Raw genomic sequence first — 18,511 nt, 5'->3', positions numbered from 1 at the left:
GTCAGCTCCCGAGTGGGTGTGCGACTTCATTGGCAGTCCGGCCACAGCCGGTTCATGGTCGAGCGATGCTGACATCGTCACCGGGCCCCCGAGACTTGAGTCCGTGAGCCGGCCCGGAGCGCAGTTCACCCGTTCGGCGCACCGGTCTACTGGACGACGTTCGCGATCTGGAAGATCGGCATGTACATGCCGATGACGATGAAACCGATGATGCCGCCGACGCCGACGATCATGATGGGCTCGATGAGGCTGGTGAGCTGCTCGGTCATCGCCTCGACCTCGGAGTCGTAGAAGTCCGCGACCTTGGCCAGCATCGTGTCCAAGGCACCGGTGTCCTCACCCACGGAGATCATCTGGACGACCATCGGCGGAAAGACCGGGTGCTGGGCCAGCGGACCGGCGAGGGACTCCCCGCGTCGGACCGATTCCTGGACCGCTTTCGCCGCATGCTCGACGACGATGTTCCCGCTGGTCTCCCCCACGATGTCGAGCGCCTGGAGGATGGGTACGCCGGCATGGATCATCGTTCCGAAGTTGCGGGTGAACCGCGACACCGCGATCTTGCGCGCCAGGAGGCCGAACACAGGGACCTTGAGCTTCCAGGGGTCCACACGCTCGCGCACGGCATCGTCGTTCTTGTGGCGCTTCCACCAGAAGGCGAACGCCACGATGGCGATGATCACGGGGCCGATGGTCCATTTCAGACCGTTGGACATCACCATCAGCAGTCTGGTGAGAAATGGTAGATTCGCCCCGAGCCCTGCGTACATCTTGGCGAAGATCGGGACGATGAAGAGCAGCATGCCGACCATGGCCAGGATCGCGACGACGAACACGACCACGGGATAGGTCATCGCCGACCTGATCTTGCTACGCAGCTGCACGTCCTTCTCGAAGTTGGCGGCGATGGAGAGCAGGACCTCGTCCAGGAATCCGCCTACCTCGCCGGCCCTGACCATGTTGACCATCAGGGGCGGGAAGACGTCGGGGTGCTTGCCGAGCGCGACGGAGAAGGCCACGCCGGTCTCCACGTCGCTTCGGACCTGGGCGAGGATCTTGGAAAGCGCCGCTGACTCCGTCTGCTCGGCCAGAATGCTCAAGGCGCGCAGCAGGGAGAGACCCGAGTTGATCATCGTGGCGAGCTGCCGGGCCATGACCGAGAGGTCCTTGAGCTTGACCTTCTTGCCGCCGAACCCGGGGATGCTGAGCTCGCGCTTCAGCCCCCCCGTGTTGAGCTCCTCGATGGAGACGGCCGCCAGCCCCATCTCCCGCAGCCGCCCGGCCACGGCCCCCTGGGAGGCGGCTTCGACCCGTCCCTTGATGATCTTCCCGGAGCGGTCCCGGACCGCGTACTCGTAGGTCTTCGTCGCGGTCGCCATCAGTACGCCTGCCCCCCGAACGCGCTGCCGTACGCCGGGTCGGCCATCGCCGCCTGACCCTGCGTCTGACCGGAGAACCGACCGGTCAGCCGGTTGTAGTCCTCGATGTGGTGCGCCTTCTCCAGGCCCGTCTCGTAGGAGATCTTCCCGGACTTGACCAGGTCGGCCAGGTGCTGGTCGAGGGTGTGCATGCCCTGCTGCGCGCCGGCCTGCATCGAGGAGTAGATCTGGTGGGTCTTGCCCTCGCGGATCAGGTTCCTGATGGCGGGCGTCGCCATCATCACCTCGGTCGCGACGACGCGGCCGGGCTGGTCGGCCCGCTTGCACAGCGTCTGGCAGACGACGCCCTGCAGGGTGCCGGCGAGCTGCGTGCGCACCTGCGCCTGCTGGTGGGACGGGAACACGTCGATGATGCGGTCGATCGTCTGGGCCGCGTCCTGCGTGTGCAGGGTGGCGAACACCAGGTGACCGGTCTCGGCGGCGGTCAGCGCGACGGAGATGGTCTCCAGGTCGCGCATCTCCCCCACCAGGATGATGTCCGGGTCCTGGCGCAGCACGTGCTTGAGCGCGTTGGCGAACGAGTGCGTGTCCTGACCGACCTCGCGCTGGTTCACCAGCGACTTCTTGTGCCGGTGCAGGAACTCGATCGGGTCCTCGACGGTCATGATGTGGTCCTCGCGGGACCGGTTCGCCAGGTCGATGATCGAGGCGAGGGTCGTGGACTTGCCGGAGCCCGTGGGGCCCGTGACGAGGACGAGGCCACGCGGCATGCCGGCGAACGTCCCGACGACCGGCGGGACGCCGAGCTCCTCGAGCGGCTTGATCTCGTAGGGGATCACGCGGAAGGCCGCGCCGATCGACTCGCGCTGCTGGTAGAGGTTCACGCGGAAGCGGGCCAGGCCGCGCACGGCGTAGGAGAGGTCGAGCTCGAGCTCCTCCTCGAAGCGCTCGCGCTGCTTCTGCGTGAGGATCGCGTACAGCGTGCGGCGCAGCGGCTCCGGCTTCACCATGCCGAACCCTTCGAGCGGGTGCAGGGATCCGGACAGCCGGACGGTCGGCGCGGCACCGGTGGTGAAGTGCACGTCCGAGGCGCCGAGGCGGACCATCTCGCGCAGGATGTCGTCGAGCGGCAGCTCGTCGCCGTGCTCCTCCGTCATGCCGACGCGCGCGAGGTGGCCGGGTCCCGCGGGCTTGGCTGCGCTCGGCGCAGCCGCACGGGAGGGGGCGCCGGTCGGGCCGGACGGCGTTCCGACGGGCGGTGTCGGCGTAGCGGCGGGGGCGGGCTGCGGGGTGTACGGCTGCGTCGGTGCGGGGGCGCCGTACGGGGCTGCCGCTGGCGCGGGCGCGCCGTAGGGAGGCGTCTGCGGCTGCACCGCGCTCTCGGAGGGGACCGGTGAGTAGGCGCCGTGGAACACGGGGGCGCCAGAGCCGTCCGTGGCCTGAGGCCCCGCCGGCCGGTACGGCGGCAACGGCCGCGTCGGTTCGGCCGGCCGCTGGTACGACTCGGTCACGTCATCGCCTCCACTTGCTCGGCGCGCGAGCGCGCGCAGATCCGCTCGGATGCTGCATCGGCATCGGACGACGAGTGCTTGACCCCTGCGACCGGTCCAGTCGTCGGACGCTCGTCGTGCCCGTCACCGCGTCATGCGACGACGCGCAGGATCTCCTCGATCGACGTCTGCCCCATCGCGACCTTGTGCCAGCCGTCGTCGCGGAGCGCGATCATCCCCTGCTTGCGCGCGGTGGCCGCGATCTCCGCGCTGGACGAGTGGGTGACGGCGTGCCGCTCGATCTCCTCGGTCACGCGCATCACCTCGTGCAGCGCGAGCCGGCCGCGGTAGCCGGTGCGCGAGCACGAGACGCACCCGACGGGCCGGAAGATCTCCGGGACCGGCTCCCCCGCGATCCAGGGGAACCGTGCCGACTCCATCTCCTCCGGCGAGGGTCGGTACGGCTCCTTGCACTTCTCGCACAGCCGCCGCGCCAGCCGCTGCGCGACAACGCAGTCCAGCGCCGAGCCGACGAGGAAGGGTTCGATGCCCATCTCGATCAGTCGGGTGATCGCCGAGGGCGCGTCGTTGGTGTGCAGCGTCGAGAGCACCAGGTGGCCGGTGAGGGCCGCCTCGATGGCGATCTGCGCCGTCTCGTGGTCGCGGATCTCACCGAGCAGCACCACGTCGGGGTCGGAGCGCAGGATCGACCGCAGGGCGCCGGCGAACGTCAGTCCGGCCTTCGGGTTCACCTGCACCTGGTTGATGTTCGGCAGGCGGTACTCGACCGGGTCCTCGACCGTGATGACGTTGATCTCCGGCCGGGACACCGCGTTCAGCGTCGCGTACAACGTGGTCGACTTGCCGGAGCCCGTCGGGCCCGTGACCAGGATCATCCCGTAGGGCTTGGTGTACGACGCGTGGTACGCCTCGTAGTTGTGCTCCAGGAAGCTCAGGTCGCGCAGGTCCAGGCTCGCGGTCGAGTTGTCCAGGATGCGCATGACGATCTTCTCGCCCCACACGGTGGGCAGCGTCGCCACGCGGAGGTCGATCTTGCGCCCGTTGTGGACCACGGACATGCGGCCGTCCTGCGGCTTGCGCTTCTCGGCGATGTCGATGTCCGAGAGGATCTTGACGCGGCTGATCACGCCGCCCTGGATGTTCTTCGGTGAGCGCTGCACCTCGTGCAGCACGCCGTCGATGCGGTACCGGACACGCAGGTCGTGCTCGGTCGGCTCGATGTGGATGTCCGACGAGCGGTCGGTGATCGCCTGGGTGACCAGCAGGTTGACGTACCGGACGATCGGGGCGTCGTCGTCGACGAAGTCGCCCATCCGGGACAGGTCGGTCTCGGGCTCGGGGGTCTGGTCCTCGAACGCGTTGGTCAGGCTGTCCATCTCGTCGTCGGCCCGGCAGAACCGGTCGATGGCGCGCAGCACGTTGTCGTACGTCGCGACCACCGAGACGACCTGCATGCCGGACACGGTGCGCACGTCGTCGACGGCCACCACGTTGCCCGGGTCGGCGGTCGCGAGCATCAGGGCCCCGTCACGGATGCCGACGGGCAGGACGGTGTACCGACGGCACAACGCGGCCGGGACCATGGAGACGGCTGCCCGGTCCACCGGGTACTCGTCCAGGTCGACGAACGGCATCCCGACCTGCTCCGCGAGGGCCTTGACCAGCTGACCCTCGCTGAGGAAGCCGAGCTCCACGAGCGTGCGGCCCAGCGACTGGTTCCGCGCGCCCTGCTCGTCCAGCGCGGCCAGAAGCTGCGCCTCCGACACCAGTCCCTCGTCGAGCAGGATCTCCCCGAGCTGCTTCACGCGTCCTCCACTCAACGGCCGGTCCGAGAGGTGCCACGACGAACAGCCCTCTCGACGTGCATCGGCACGTTAGGTCGACGCCCTGAGAAGATGGACACCTGTCCGGGTGATTCCGCGGGGGAAGTTCACGCGGCGACGCGACCCTTGCCGGGCGACCGGCGTCCGGGCCGGGGAGCGAACCGGGGCTCAGACGGACGCCGCGAGGGCGTCCCGCAGCGCGGCGTCCATCGCGGCGAGCGGTGCCGGACGACCCGTCATCAGCCGCACCTGCTCGGCCGCCTGGTGCAGCAGCATCCTCGCGCCGCCCACCGCCACTCCCCCGGCGGTCTCCCACGCCGCGATGAGCGCGGTGCGCGCCGGTGCGTACACGACGTCGAGCAGGACGCCCGAGGGGCGGCCGGCGAGCTGGTCCGCGACGGCGTCGGCGGCACCGGCGGGCAGCGTGCTGACGACGATGTCGGCCCCGCCGATCTCCGCCCCGGCACGGTCCAGCGTGCGTACGACGGGGCTGACGCCCATCCGGTGGGCCGCGCGCTGCAGCGGCCCCGACCTGCCGACGGCCCGCACGTAGACGGTCGGCGCGGTGCACCCGAGCTCACCGAGCGCCGCCAGGGTCGACGCCGCCGTCGCGCCCGCGCCCAGCACGGCGGCCGACGGCCCGGCGGGCAGGTCGCGTCCCGACGCGGCGAACCCTTCCCGCAGCGCCGCCACGATCCCGTGCACGTCCGTGTTCGCGCCGGTCAGGCTCACGGTGCGCCCGACGGGCTGCACCAGGACGGTGTTGACGGCCCCGACCGTCTCGGCCAGCGGCTCGACGTGGTCGAGCAGGCGCAGGACGGTCTGCTTGAGCGGCATCGTCAGCGAGAGGCCGGCCCACGTCCCGTCCAGCGCGCCGACGACGTCCGCGAGCTGGTCCTCCGTGACGTCGATCGCGTCGTACCGCCATCCGGTCAGGCCGAGCGCCTCGTAGGCGGCCCGGTGCAGCACCGGTGACAGCGAATGACCCACCGGGTGGCCCAGCACGGCCGCCCTGCGCTCCTGCGACACGCCGCCCCCGGTCAGCCGGCCGGGGTGGCGGTGCTGGAGGCGCGGCTGGCCAGCCACGCGTCGTGCTGCGCCTGGTTCTGCTGGTGCTCGGCGTACGTCGTCGCGAACTTCGTCTCGCCCGTGTCGTCGTTGACCGTCATCCAGAACAACCAGGTGCCCTGCGCGGGGTTGAGCACGGCGTCGATCGACTTCTCGCCGGGCGAGGCGATCGGCGTCGGCGGTAGCCCCATGTGCTTGTAGGTGTTGAACGGGTTGTCGGCGTTCTGGATGTCCGCGTTGGTCAGCTGCGTCCCCGGCTTGTTGAGGCCGTAGGCGACGGAGGCGTCGATGGACAACGGCATGCCCTGGGCCAACCGGTTCTCGATGGCCCGCGCCATCATCGGGCGGTCCTCGTCGCGGCGGGCCTCCCGCTCGATCAGGGACGCCTTGTTCAGCACGGTCTCCCACTGGTCCTGCGGCACGTTCTTCGCCGTCAGCACCGAGACGGTCTGGGCCACCATCTGCTTGAGCACCGCGGTGGCGGTCTCACCGGGCTGCACCTGGTAGGTCGCCGGGTAGAGCCAGCCCTCGATCTTGCCGTTCGCCTGGGGTGGGAGGCCGATGGCGGCCGGGTCGGCAGCCGCGGCCTGCAGGTCCTTGGCGGGGATGAGCGCCACCTCGGTGACCTTGGCGAGGATCTGCGCGGACGTCTGTCCCTCGGGGATCGTCACGCGCATCGACACCCGGCTCGCGGGGTTGAGCAGGGCGCTGACCGCGTCGGACGCCTTCATCTTCAGCAGCAGGTTGTACGTGCCGGGCTGGATCTTCGCCGCGTCCGGGTTGGCCGAGAACGCCGCGGTGAACGCCTTCTGCGACGCCACGACGCCCGCGTCGACGAGGGTCTTGCCGATCTGCGAACCGCTGTCGCCGGCGTTGACCACGACCTGGGCCGACGGGTAGCCCGGCCCGGGGTAGTCGGAGACGGCGCCGCTGGACGAGCCGAGGTGCCAGGACGAGCCGAACAGCGAGTACACGACGTAGCCCGCGCCGACGATCATCGCGAGCGCCAGGGTCAGGACCAGGAACGTGCGGCGGCGACGGTGCTTGCGCTCCTTCGCGCGGTGCGCCCGCGCGCTGGAGCGCGACCGGCGTGCCGATGGCGCGGCAGCGGTCTCGATCGCACCGAACAGGTCCCCTGGAGCGTGCGGCTCGTGGCTCGGCTGCGGCTCACCGGTCGCGTGCGACTCCCCCTCGAGGGGCGGCCACCAGTCGGTTCGGCTGTTGCTCACCTGTGCGTCTCTCCACCAGTCGTCGTGTCCTCCTGCGGACCCCCCAGTGCGCCTCGTCGCGGGTCCGCCTCGACCCGCTCCCCGGGCCGACGGCCCGTGGCGCGCTCCGCATCCAACGCGTCCTGCAGGATCACCACGGCCGCGGCCTGGTCGACCACCGCGCGGTGCTTGCGCCCGGCTCTGCCGGACGCCGTCAGCGCCCGATGAGCGGCAACCGTGGTCATCCGCTCGTCGACGAGCCGCACCGGGACTGGTGCGATCGCCTGCGCCAAGGTGCCAGCGTACGCGCGGGCCGCCGCGGCTGCCGCGCCCTCGGCACCGGACAGGTGCCGGGGCAGGCCCACGTACACCACCGCGGCGCCGCGTTCGCCCACCTCCTGCACGAGCCTGACCAGGTCACCGGCGCGCAGACCGTCGCGAGCGGCGCCCCGGGCGAGGGTGGCCACCGGGGTCGCCACCAGCCCGTCCGGGTCGCTCACCGCCAGGCCGACGCGGACCGAACCCACGTCGACCGCGAGGCGGACCCCACGGACGACGGGCTCGGCCGGGACCTCAGGCACGCACCGCCTCGACGACGGCCGACAGCGCCTCGGACAGCTTGGCGGCCTCCTGCCCACCGCCCTGCGCGAGGTCGTCGCGACCACCGCCGCCACCACCCAGCACCGCCGACGCGGCGCGGACCATGGCCCCCGCCTTCAGGCCGGCCTCGCGGGCCGCCGCATTGGTCGCCACGACGACGACCGGCCGGCCCTTGCTGACGCCGCCGACGGCCACGACCGACGGAGACGACTCACCGAGCCGGGACCGCACGTCCGTGACCAGGCCGCGCAGGTCGTCACCGGAACCGACCTCGCCGGCGTCGTGGACGACGACTCGGGTGTTGCCCACCAGCTGCGGGGCGGCCGCGAGCGTACCGGCCTGGGCGAGCAGCTGACCCTGGCGCAGGTTCGCGAGCTCCTTCTCGGAGTCCTTGAGCCGCGTGAGCAGCCCGGACACGCGGTCGGCCAGCTCGTCGGGCCGCGCGCCGAGCAGGCCCGACAGCTGTCCGACCAGGGCGCGCTCGGTGGCGTGGTACCCGTAGGCGCCGTCGCCGACCAGCGCGTCGACGCGCCGGACGCCGGAGCCGATCGACGCCTCGCCGAGGAGCGTCACCAGGCCGAGCTCGCCGGAACGGCGCACGTGGGTGCCGGCGCACAGCTCGCGCGACCAGTCGCCGCCGATCGACACCACGCGCACCTGCCGGCCGTACTTCTCGCCGAACAGCGCCATGGCACCGAGCGCCCGGGCCTCGTCGATGTCCATCACCTTGTCGGTGACCTCGAGGTCGTCCTGCAGCCGGGAGTTGACCCGGCCCTCGATCTCCGACAGGGAGGACGCGGGCACCGCGGCTCCCGACCGGAAGTCGAAGCGCAGCCGGCTCGGCGCGTTCTCGGACCCGGCCTGCGTGGCCGTCGGGCCCAGCTCCTCGCGCAACGCCTTGTGCACCATGTGCGTCGCGGTGTGGGCCCGCGCGATCGCCCGACGCCTCGCGGTGTCGATCGTCGCCGTCGCCGGCTCGCCGAAGGTCACCGTGCCGTCGACCAGGCGCCCGCGGTGCACGTTCAGGCCCTTGATGGGCGCCTGGACGTCGTCCACCTCGATGCGGGCACCACCGTCCAGCACGATGGTTCCGGTGTCGGCGAGCTGACCGCCGGCCTCCGCGTAGAAGGGCGTGACGTCCAGCACCACCTCGACGTCGGCCGGGGCGACCGCCGCAGGCGCAGGGACGCCGTCGACCAGCAGGCCGACGACGTGCGCGCGCGCCGTCGTGTCGGTGTACCCGATGAACTTCACGGGACGGCCGTGCTCGTCCGACAGCCTCGCGTGCAGGTCCGCGTAGGCCGAGGTGTCCGCATGGCCGGTCTTCTTGGCCAGCGCGTCGGCGCGGGCACGTGCCTTCTGCTCGGCCATCAGCGAGCGGAACGCGCCCTCGTCCACCTGCACGCCGTGCTCGGCCGCCATCTCGAGCGTGAGGTCGATCGGGAAGCCGTACGTGTCGTGCAGCGTGAACGCCTGGGCGCCCGTGAGCACCGGCACGTCCGTCCCGGCGCTCGCCTTCGCGGTGCGCACCGCGGTGTCGAGGATCGTCGTCCCGGACTCGAGCGTGCGCGCGAACGCCTCCTCCTCGCCGTACGCCACCTGGGAGATGCGGTTGAAGTCCTCGGCGACGTTCGGGTACGACGCGCTCATCGCGTCCCGGCTGACCGGCAGCAGGTGCGGCAGTGTCGCGTCCTGGACGCCGAGGAGCCGCATGGAGCGGACGGTGCGCCGCAGCAGGCGCCGAAGCACGTAGCCGCGGCCCTCGTTCGACGGCGTCACGCCGTCGCCGATCAGCATCAGGGCGGACCGCACGTGGTCGGCCACGACGCGCAGCCGCACGTCGTCGGCCTGGTCGGCGCCGTACCGGCGGCCGGAGATCTCCTCCGCCTTGGTGATGACGGGGAACACCTCGTCGATCTCGTACATGTTCTGCTTGTCCTGGAGCAGGAAGGCCATGCGCTCCAGGCCCGCACCGGTGTCGATCGCCTTCTTGTCCAGCTCGCCGACCAGCGGGTACACCTTGCCGACGCCCTCGCCACGGATGAACTGGTCGAACACCAGGTTCCAGATCTCCATGTACCGGTCGCCGCCCGGGTCCACCGTGCCGCCGACCGCCTCGGGCCCGTACTGCGGACCGCGGTCGTAGTGGAACTCGGCGCACGGGCCCGCCGGACCCGGCTGGCCGGTGTCCCAGAAGTTCTCCTCCCGCGGCAGCCGCACGATGTGCCTCGGGTCCACACCGACCTGGCGCAGCGAGTCGAGCGCGACGTCGTCCTGGTCCCAGATCGTCACCCAGAGGCGGTCGCCGTCGAACCCGTACCGGCCCTCGTCCTGCGAGCCCGTCAGCAGCTCCCAGGCCAGCTCGATGGCGCCTTCCTTGAAGTAGTCGCCGAACGAGAAGTTGCCGTTCATCTGGAAGAACGTGCCGTGCCGCGCAGTGCGGCCGACGTTCTCGATGTCGTTGGTCCTGATGCACTTCTGCACGCTCGCCACGCGCGGCCACGGCGCCTGCTGGGTGCCGAGGATGTACGGGATGAACGGCACCATGCCGGCGATGGTGAACAGGATCGACGGGTCCGGGGAGATCAGGGGCACCGACGGCACGACGGCGTGGCCCTTGCTCTCGAAGTAGTCGAGCCAGCGCTGGCGGATCTCGGCGGTGCGCATGATGTCCTCGTCGTCGTTCGGCGCCCGTTGGCGGGCGGGTTCTCACAGGTGCAGCGTCGCGGGGCGTCTCGGTGTTCCGTCACCGGCGCCGCGGTGGCGGAGGAGCCGGTGGCGGGTCAGAAGAAGGCGTAGCCGTCGTCGTCGTCCGGGTCCTCGGTCGGGTTCTCCGCCCACTCGGGCGGTGCGGCGTGGCGGCCGCCGAACGTCTCCCTGAGGGCGGCTCGCCGGGCAGGTGCCTCGGCGCGCAGCTTGTCGACGTCGACGTCGCCCACCAGCGCCTCGCGCAGCGCACGCTCCCGCTCGGCGAACCCGGCCGCGAACTCCCTGCGTGCGCCCTCGGCGGCGCGGGCGAGGCGGCCCGCGCCGGCGACGGCCGCGGTCGCCTCCGGTGGCGCGTACCGCTCCAGCAGCGCGCGGCCCTGCCGCACCACGACCACCGTCAGGGCGACCCCGACGCCCACCCAGAACAGCCGGCGCATCAGCGGCTCCCCCGCCGCACACCCGCCAGCGCCCGCCGCACGGCGTGGCTGAACGCCGCCACCTTGATCAGCGGGCCGCCGACGGTCGCCGTCATCAGCGCCGTGAGGGCCGAGACGTTCTCCGACACGGACGCGGCCGCGGAGGTGACGGCATCGACCTTCTCGAGCTGGAGGTTCCCGCTCGCCACCGCCTTGGCGGCCTCGTCGATGACCGGGACGGTGTGGTCGGTCAGCTCGGTCAGCGCCCGTGTCGCGGAGTCGAACGTCCGGCCGAGCTTCACCAGCGGCAGCGCCAGGAAGCCGACCAGCGCGACGAAGGCCACCGCGGCGATGAGGCCTGCGATGTCGCCACCGGACATGGGTCGCTCCGTCCTGTCGTCCGTACGCCGGGTGCCGCCCGACGCGGCACCGCGGAACGGTGCGGCGCTCCGGCCGCACCAGCGCACCACCCTACCGGCGCGCCCGCGCAGGCCCCGCGCCGTGGCCGACCGGGGCCGGGTGCGCGAGAGCCCCGCGACCGGACCGGTGCGGGGCTCTCGCGCAGGTGTCGGGCTCGTCGCCCGACGGGTACGTCAGCGGGCGTAGTACTCGACGACCAGCTGGACCTCGCAGGTCACGGGGACCTCGGCGCGCTTGGGGCGGCGCACCAGCACGGCCGACAGCTTCTCCAGCTGCACGTCCAGGTAGCCCGGCAGGGTCGGCAGCACGTCGCGGTGGGCGCCGGCGGCGGCGATCTGGAACGGCGTGGTCGCCTGGCTCTTCGGCTTGATCTGGAGGGTCTGGCCCTCCTGCACGCGGAACGACGGACGGTCGACGATCTTGCCGTCGACCAGCACGTGACGGTGGGTGACCACCTGGCGCGCCTGCAGGATGGTGCGGGCGAAGCCGGCACGGAGCACGAGGGCGTCCAGACGGGTCTCGAGGTCCTCGACGAGGGCCTCACCGGTCAGACCCGGGGCCTTGCGGGCGTTCTCGTACGCCTTGGCGAGCTGCTTCTCGCGCAGCGCGTACTGGGCGCGCAGACGCTGCTTCTCGCGCAGCCGGACCGCGTAGTCGGACTCGGTGCGGCGACGGGCGCGGCCGTGCTCGCCGGGCGGGTAGGGCCGCTTCTCGAAGTGCTTGACGGCCTTGGGCGTCAGGGCCAGGCCGAGGGCGCGGCTCAGGCGGACCTGACGACGCGAACGGGTCACGTTGGTCACAGAGATGTTCTTCCTGTCGTGGTGATGACGTCACGCCCACGGGCGGACACCGGGTCCGGCGGGCGTGGGGCCGACCATGGAGCCGCCGTCGACGGTGGTTCTGTGCTGCTGACGGTGGCGAGGCTGAGACCCCAGGCGTCGTCGCACGCGAGCGCACGACGAACCCGTCCACTCTACCGGACGTGAGGAGGCCCCGGGACCGCCCGCCCTGAGACCGCGGCGAAGCCCATGATGCCGGCGCGGGGCCTCTACCGGCTCAGCGGGGCTCGTCCGGGTGCAGCAGGGGACGGATCCGGTCGAGCCGCTCGGACACCTGGCGCTCGTACCCGCGGTCCGAGGGCTCGTAGTACCGGGTGCCGACGAGCTCGTCGGGCAGGTACTGCTGGGCGGCGACCGCGTGCGGCTCGTCGTGCGCGTACACGTAGCCCTTGCCGTGCCCCAGCTGCTGCGCGCCGGCGTAGTGGGCGTCCCGCAGGTGCGCCGGCACGCTGCCGATCCGTCCCGCCCGCACGTCAGCCAGTGCACGGTCGACACCGAGGTAGGCGGCGTTCGACTTGGGCGCCGTGGCCAGGTGCACCACGGCCTCGGCCAGGATGATCCGGGCCTCCGGCATGCCGATCAGGGCCACGGCCTGCGCGGCGGCGACGGCGGTCTGCAGGGCGCTCGGGTCCGCCATGCCGACGTCCTCCGCCGCCGAGATGACGATGCGCCGCGCGATGAACCGGGGGTCCTCCCCCGCGGCGATCATCCGGGCCAGGTAGTGCAGCGCCGCGTCGACGTCCGACCCGCGCACGGACTTGATGAACGCGCTGATCACGTCGTAGTGCTGGTCGCCGTCCCGGTCGTAGCGGACCGCGGCGACGTCGATCGCCCGCTCCACGGTCGCGAGGTCGACCACCGCCGGGCGGGGCTCCTCGTCCCCCGTGGCGACCGGTGCTGCCGAGAGGGCAGCGCCTGCCGCCGCCTCGAGGATCGTCAGCGCCTTCCGGGCGTCCCCACCGGCCAGCCGCAGCAGGTGCTCCTCGGCCTCGGCCTCCAGCTCCACCCCGCCGGCGAGGCCGCGCTCGTCGGCCACCGCGCGCCGGACCAGCGCGCGGACCTCCTCGACGGACAGGGGGTGCAGCGTGAGCAGCAGCGAGCGGGACAGGAGCGGACCGTTCACCGAGAACGACGGGTTCTCGGTGGTGGCCGCGACGAGGGTGACCCACCGGTTCTCCACGCTGGGCAGCAGCGCGTCCTGCTGCGTCCGGGTGAACCGGTGGACCTCGTCGATGAACAGCACCGTCTCGCCGCCGTCGGTCGCCAGCCGGCGCCGTGCCTCGTCGATCACCGCGCGCACGTCCTTGACGCCCGCCGTGACGGCCGACAGCTCCACGAACCGGCGTCCGGACGTCGCGGCGATGAGGTAGGCGAGAGTCGTCTTCCCGGTCCCCGGAGGTCCCCACAGGACGACGGACGTGGGCGCCGCCCGCCGAGCGGCGGCCGACTGCGGCTCGACGAGGCGGCGCAGCGGTGAGCCCGGCTCCAGCAGGTGGGCTTGACCGGCCACCTCGCCGAGGGTCCGCGGTCGCATGCGCACCGCCAGCGGTGCACCGGCCCCGACCTCGGGCAGGCCTTGCGCGGTCGACTGCGCCGCGTCGAACAGGTCCACGGCGGGAAGCCTACGCACCGGCGCCCACGCTCCCGCCCCGGCCGGTGGGACCACCCACGCGGGCGCACGCGCAGGGCGGGGATTGCTGCGACGATGACGAGCGTGTTCGCACGTCTCGGCCGCGCCGTCGCCCGTCACCCCCGTACGGCCGTGCTCGTGTGGGTGCTGCTCGCCGTCGTGGCGTACCTGGTCGCCGGGGTGGGCGTGACGGGGCAGACGGTGTTCGACCGCGTGAGCACCGGCGCGCCGGCCGTGCCCGGCTCCGAGAGCGACGCGGCGGACGCGATCCTGGCCGGCAGCGCCCAGGGCGGTGCGTCGGTGACGCTGGCCCTCAGCGGCGTCGACCCGTCGGCCGCCGGCGTCGCGGAGGCGTTGGCGCCGCAGCGGGCCAGGCTCGCCGCGGTGGCGGGCGTCGGGTCCGTGATCGACCCGCTGGTCCTGCCGGGTGGCGTGGCGAACCCGGCGGCTGCCCCTCTGGTCGCCCGCGACGGGCACGGCTTCCTCGTCGTGGTGGAGCTGCGTGCCGGCGTCGTCGGGGAGGCGAAGACGACGGCCCTGCACGACGTCGAGGGCCTGCTCAGGGACACCCCGAGCCTGTTGCGGCCGGTCGCACCCCAGGTGACGGGCGTGGTCGGCGGCACCCCCTTGATCGTCGACGCGATCACCGGCCAGGTGGAGAGGGACCTGCGCACCGGCGAGGCGATCGCGTTGCCGGTGGCGCTGCTGGTGATGGTGCTCGTGTTCGGGGGCTTCATCGCGGCGGCCATGCCGATGGCCGGCGCCCTCGCCTCGATCGCCGGCGGTCTCGCTGCGGTGCTGGGGCTGTCCTACGTCATGGATGTGGACGCCTCGGTCGTCAACGTCGTCACCGTCCTGGGCCTGGGTCTGTCCATCGACTACGGCCTCCTGGTGGTCAGCCGCTACCGCGAGGAGCTGCACCGGCTCACGGACGCAGACGGTGGCGTGGGCAGCCGGCGTCGACGGGGCGACGGCGCCGTGGCGGAGGCCGTCGAGCGCACCATGGCCACCGCTGGCCGGACCGTCACGTTCTCCGCGCTGACGGTTGCGATCTCCATCGCGGGGCTGCTGGTGTTCCGGCCCGACATCCTGCGGGCGATCGGCGGCGCCGCGGTCGCCGTCATCGTCATCGCCCTGGCCACGGCGCTGACCCTCGTCCCGGCACTGCTGGTGTGGTCCGGCCGCCGGCTGGCCCGTCCCAGCGTGCTGGCGCGCGTCCCGGTGCTCCGGGGCGTGCTGGCCCGCACGTCTGACGTGCAGTCCGAGGAGGGCTCCTTCTCCCGGCTGGCCGGCCGCGTCCAGCGGCGGCCGTGGTGGGTGATGGGCGGCGCGCTGGCGCTGCTGGCGCTCCTCGCGGCGCCCCTCACCCACCTCGAGCTCCGGAACTCCGGCGCCGAGCTGCTGCCGCGGGGCAGCGACCAGGTGACGTTCCTGCGGCTGCTCGCGGACCAGTACCCGTCCGCGGCGGCCCCCGCCATCACGGTGCTGGTGCAGGCGCCCATGGAGCAGGGCACCGCGCTGGCCGCGACGCTCGCTCGCTCGCCGCACGTGCGGTCGGTCGACCCACCCGCCGCGGTCGGCTCCTACGTGCAGATCGGCGTCCGGCCCGAGACCGCCGACCCCGCGGGCGGCGTGGCGCGCGACGTGGTGACGGAGATCCGCGCGATGCGGCCGGGCTACCCCGTGTGGGTGACCGGGCAGGCCGCGCACGAGCTCGACTTCCAGAAGGCGTTGACGCAACGCGCCTGGATCGCCGGCGGCATCGTGGCGCTCGCGACGCTCGTGCTGCTGTTCCTGATGACGGGGTCGGTGGTGGTCCCGCTCAAGGCCCTGCTCACCAACGTGCTGTCGCTGTCCGCCTCTCTCGGCGTGCTCGTCTGGACGTTCCAGGACGGGCACCTGGCCGGGCTGCTGGGCTTCACCTCGGTCGGCGGGATCGAGACGTACGTCCTCGCGCTCGTGGTCGCCTTCGCGTTCGGGTTGGCGATGGACTACGAGGTGTTCCTGCTGTCCCGGATCAAGGAGCTGTACGACGGCGGGGCGACCAGCGACGACGCCGTGCGACTCGGTCTGCAGCGGTCGGGGCGCATCATCACGTCGGCCGCCGCCATCGTCATCGTGGTCTTCACCGGCTTCGTCGCCGGCCGCCTCCTGGTGATCAAGGAGGTCGGCTTCGCCCTGGCCGTGGCGGTGCTGGTCGACGCGACCGTGGTCCGCGTGCTGCTGGTGCCCGCGACGATGACCGTGCTCGGCCGGTGGAACTGGTGGGCACCGGCACCGCTGCGCCGGCTGCACGAGCGGCTGGCCATCACGCACTGAGCTCGGCGGGCTCCGGTCAGCGGTGCGGGTGCGTCCCCGCCTGCCCGCGGGGTCGGTACGACCGCCGGCGGTGGTCGGTGCGGAACCCGAGGGCGGCGTACATCGCCAGGGCCGGCTCGTTGTGCGCCCAGACGCCGAGGGACACCCACGGCAGACCCTGGCCGAGGCCGTCGCGCACGGCGGCCGCCGTCAGTGCGGCTCCCAGCCCCTGTCGCCGTGCGCCCGGACGCACCCCCAGACCGTGCAGGTGCCACGTCTGCTCCCCCGGGTGGCCACCGCCGCGCTCGGACGCCCCGATGACGCCCAGCAGACCGCCTCGCGGTCCGCGGACACCCCACCACGCGATCTCGTGCGCGCCGTCCGGATCTGCATCCGTGCCGGGGTTCGCCTCTTCCAAGCACTCACGGATGGCGGGCGCTTCGATGCCCAGGTCCAGGCGCACGACCTGCGACTCGCGCGGGAGGACCGGCGGGAGGGCATCGACCGAGAGCCAGTCCCACCCCGGCAGCGGCTCGACCTGGAGCGCGGCAGCCACCTCGGCGGGCACGTCGACGTCGCGCGGCAGGCTCAACCAGTGCAGCGGAGGCCGCAGCTCGCCCGCCGCCACGAGCGCCGTGACCAGGCGCGCCGCGCCGCCCCCGTCGCCGTAGCCGACGACCGAGGTGCCGTGGGAGCCGTCGGTGACGGCGACCCAGGAATCCCCGGCCGTCAGCACGCGGGCGCCACCCAGGCGAGGGGCGTCGGAGCGCACCAGTCGGTCGTGCCGCCATCGGACCGGCACCTGGTCCAGGACGGTCATGCGGTGGGGCCTAGACGGCGGGTGCGGGCGCGGGGGCCTTCGGCTTGGCGTCCACCCCGGCCTCGCGGCGCTGCTCGGGTGTGATCGGGGCCGGCGCACCCGTCAGCGGGTCGAACCCGCCGCCGGACTTCGGGAAGGCGATCACGTCGCGGATCGACTCGGCGTGCGTGAGCAGCGCGACGATGCGGTCCCAGCCGAACGCGATCCCGCCGTGCGGCGGGGCGCCGAACTTGAAGGCGTCGAGCAGGAAGCCGAACTTCTCCTGTGCCTCGTCGTGGTCGATCCCCATCACGGCGAACACGCGCTCCTGCACGTCGCGGCGGTGGATACGGATGGAGCCGCCGCCGATCTCGTTGCCGTTGCACACGATGTCGTACGCGTACGCCAGGGCGTTGCCCGGGTCCTCCTCGAACCGGTCGACCCACTCCGGCGTGGGCGACGTGAACGCGTGGTGCACGGCCGTCCAGGCGCTGGTGCCGAGCGCGACGTCGTCGTCCTCACCGGTGGGCTTGAACAGGGGGGCGTCGACCACCCACACGAACGACCAGGCGTCCTCGTCGATCAGCTCGGCGCGCCGGCCGATCTCGAGCCGCGCAGCACCGAGCAGCGCGCGCGCCTCGGACGCCTTCCCCGCGGCGAAGAACACCGCGTCGCCCGGCTTCGCGCCGACGGCGGCCGCCAGCCCCGCGCGCTCGTCGTCGGAGACGTTCTTGGCCACCGGCCCGGCTAGCTCGCCGTCCTCCCCGACCGTCACGTAGGCGAGGCCCTTGGCGCCCCGCTGCTTCGCCCACTCCTGCCACGCGTCGAACCCGCGGCGCGGTGTCGCCGCTCCCCCGGGCTGCACAACGGCGCCGACGTACGGCGCCTGGAACACCCGGAACGGCGTGCTCGCGAAGTACTGCGTCAGGTCGGTCAGCTCGAGACCGAACCGCAGGTCCGGCTTGTCGGTGCCGTACCGGGCCATCGCGTCGGCGTAGGTCATCCGCGGGATCGGCGTGGTCAGGTCCACGTCGATCAGCGCCCAGACCTCCTTGAGCACGCCCTCCGCGACGGCGATCACGTCGTCCTGGTCGACGAAGCTCATCTCGACGTCCAGCTGGGTGAACTCCGGCTGCCGGTCGGCGCGGAAGTCCTCGTCCCGGTAGCACCGGGCGATCTGGTAGTACCGCTCCATCCCCGCGACCATCAGCAGCTGCTTGAACAGCTGCGGGGACTGCGGCAGGGCGTACCAGCTGCCCGGCGAGAGGCGGGCCGGCACCAGGAAGTCGCGGGCGCCCTCGGGAGTCGAGTGGGTCAGGGTGGGCGTCTCGAACTCGACGAAGCCCTCGGCGTCGAGCACCCGGCGCGCCGCCTGGCTCACCTTGGCGCGCAGCCGCATGGCGTGCGCGGGCGCCGGCCGGCGCAGGTCCAGGTAGCGGTACTTGAGACGTGCCTCCTCGCCGACCGGCTCGTTCAGCGACGTCGACACCTGGAACGGCAGGGGCGCCGCCTCGTTGAGCACGACGACGTGGTCGGCGACGACCTCCACCTCGCCCGTGGGCAGGTGCGCGTTCTCGTTGCCTTCCGGCCGGCGGCCGACGGTGCCGGTCACCTGCAGCACGTACTCGGCCCGCAGCTCGTGCGCCACGGCCTCGTCGCGGATCACCACCTGGGCGATGCCCGAGGCGTCCCGCAGGTCGACGAACGCCACGCCACCGTGATCACGCCGCCGGTCCACCCACCCGGTGAGGGTCACGGTGGTGCCGATGTGCTCGGCTCGCAGCGAGCCGGCGGTGTGGGTGCGCAGCACG

The 18,511-nt window shown here is 72.4% G+C and carries 14 protein-coding genes; 1 reads left to right on the top strand and 13 read right to left on the bottom strand.

Features of this window, described 5'->3' with window-relative positions:
* Positions 1 to 146: 146 nt before the first annotated feature.
* The 11 genes from QMF98_RS09110 to QMF98_RS09060 form a co-directional block, all read right to left on the bottom strand.
* Complete coding sequence (locus QMF98_RS09110) at positions 147 to 1,379, bottom strand: type II secretion system F family protein (protein ID WP_337972778.1); 1,233 nt, start codon at positions 1,377 to 1,379, stop codon at positions 147 to 149.
* Positions 1,379 to 2,890, bottom strand: coding sequence for a type IV pilus twitching motility protein PilT (locus QMF98_RS09105; protein WP_337972777.1), 1,512 nt, complete (start codon positions 2,888 to 2,890; stop codon positions 1,379 to 1,381). Before QMF98_RS09105 ends, QMF98_RS09110 begins: the two co-directional genes overlap by 1 nt.
* A 131-nt stretch (positions 2,891 to 3,021) precedes the next feature.
* Positions 3,022 to 4,695 (bottom strand): GspE/PulE family protein, encoded by a 1,674-nt coding sequence (locus QMF98_RS09100; protein WP_291762800.1) that lies wholly within the window; start codon positions 4,693 to 4,695, stop codon positions 3,022 to 3,024.
* Positions 4,696 to 4,881: 186 nt separating this feature from the next.
* The gene (locus tag QMF98_RS09095) at positions 4,882 to 5,742 is read right to left on the bottom strand and encodes a shikimate dehydrogenase (protein ID WP_337975589.1); all 861 of its coding nucleotides are present in this window, start codon (positions 5,740 to 5,742) and stop codon (positions 4,882 to 4,884) included.
* Between the two features lie 11 nt (positions 5,743 to 5,753).
* On the bottom strand, positions 5,754 to 7,010 hold the full coding sequence (gene mltG, locus QMF98_RS09090) for an endolytic transglycosylase MltG (protein WP_337972776.1): 1,257 nt from the start codon (positions 7,008 to 7,010) through the stop codon (positions 5,754 to 5,756).
* A complete protein-coding gene (ruvX, locus tag QMF98_RS09085) occupies positions 7,007 to 7,570 on the bottom strand; it encodes a Holliday junction resolvase RuvX (protein ID WP_337972775.1) in 564 nt (187 codons plus the stop codon). Before ruvX ends, mltG begins: the two co-directional genes overlap by 4 nt.
* Complete coding sequence (alaS, locus tag QMF98_RS09080; RefSeq protein ID WP_337972774.1) at positions 7,563 to 10,256, bottom strand: alanine--tRNA ligase; 2,694 nt, start codon at positions 10,254 to 10,256, stop codon at positions 7,563 to 7,565. The genes ruvX and alaS overlap by 8 nt, the downstream gene beginning before the upstream one ends.
* Positions 10,257 to 10,372: 116 nt before the next feature.
* A complete protein-coding gene (locus QMF98_RS09075) occupies positions 10,373 to 10,735 on the bottom strand; it encodes a hypothetical protein (RefSeq protein WP_337972773.1) in 363 nt (120 codons plus the stop codon).
* Positions 10,735 to 11,094: a DUF948 domain-containing protein gene (locus QMF98_RS09070; protein ID WP_263730775.1), complete on the bottom strand. Its 360-nt coding sequence runs from the start codon at positions 11,092 to 11,094 to the stop codon at positions 10,735 to 10,737. The genes QMF98_RS09075 and QMF98_RS09070 overlap by 1 nt, the downstream gene beginning before the upstream one ends.
* Positions 11,095 to 11,307: 213 nt before the next feature.
* Positions 11,308 to 11,934, bottom strand: coding sequence for a 30S ribosomal protein S4 (rpsD, locus tag QMF98_RS09065; RefSeq protein WP_337972772.1), 627 nt, complete (start codon positions 11,932 to 11,934; stop codon positions 11,308 to 11,310).
* A 256-nt stretch (positions 11,935 to 12,190) separates the two neighbouring features.
* Complete coding sequence (locus QMF98_RS09060; protein WP_337972771.1) at positions 12,191 to 13,585, bottom strand: replication-associated recombination protein A; 1,395 nt, start codon at positions 13,583 to 13,585, stop codon at positions 12,191 to 12,193.
* A 93-nt stretch (positions 13,586 to 13,678) separates the two neighbouring features.
* Between QMF98_RS09060 and QMF98_RS09055 the strand changes: the two genes are divergently transcribed.
* Entirely contained in the window at positions 13,679 to 15,922 is a 2,244-nt protein-coding gene (locus tag QMF98_RS09055; protein WP_337972770.1) for an MMPL family transporter, read from the top strand.
* A 16-nt stretch (positions 15,923 to 15,938) separates the two neighbouring features.
* On the opposite strand, the gene QMF98_RS09050 is transcribed toward QMF98_RS09055, so the two are convergent.
* Positions 15,939 to 16,721, bottom strand: coding sequence for a GNAT family N-acetyltransferase (locus QMF98_RS09050; RefSeq protein ID WP_337972769.1), 783 nt, complete (start codon positions 16,719 to 16,721; stop codon positions 15,939 to 15,941).
* Between the two features lie 10 nt (positions 16,722 to 16,731).
* Complete coding sequence (gene aspS, locus QMF98_RS09045; protein WP_337972768.1) at positions 16,732 to 18,510, bottom strand: aspartate--tRNA ligase; 1,779 nt, start codon at positions 18,508 to 18,510, stop codon at positions 16,732 to 16,734.
* Position 18,511 lies beyond the last annotated feature (1 nt).

Origin of the sequence: Cellulomonas sp. NTE-D12, assembly GCF_027923705.1 — a bacterium.
Lineage (GTDB): Bacteria > Actinomycetota > Actinomycetes > Actinomycetales > Cellulomonadaceae > Cellulomonas.
This window is presented reverse-complemented; position numbering and strand designations above follow the sequence as displayed.

Coding starts and splice junctions, on each gene's coding strand:
- QMF98_RS09110 (WP_337972778.1), bottom strand. CDS start 1,379: ATGGCGACCGCGACGAAGACCTACGAGTACGCGGTCCGGGACCGCTCC.
- alaS (WP_337972774.1), bottom strand. CDS start 10,256: ATGCGCACCGCCGAGATCCGCCAGCGCTGGCTCGACTACTTCGAGAGC.
- QMF98_RS09075 (WP_337972773.1), bottom strand. CDS start 10,735: ATGCGCCGGCTGTTCTGGGTGGGCGTCGGGGTCGCCCTGACGGTGGTC.
- QMF98_RS09070 (WP_263730775.1), bottom strand. CDS start 11,094: ATGTCCGGTGGCGACATCGCAGGCCTCATCGCCGCGGTGGCCTTCGTC.
- QMF98_RS09055 (WP_337972770.1), top strand. CDS start 13,679: ATGACGAGCGTGTTCGCACGTCTCGGCCGCGCCGTCGCCCGTCACCCC.
- QMF98_RS09050 (WP_337972769.1), bottom strand. CDS start 16,721: ATGACCGTCCTGGACCAGGTGCCGGTCCGATGGCGGCACGACCGACTG.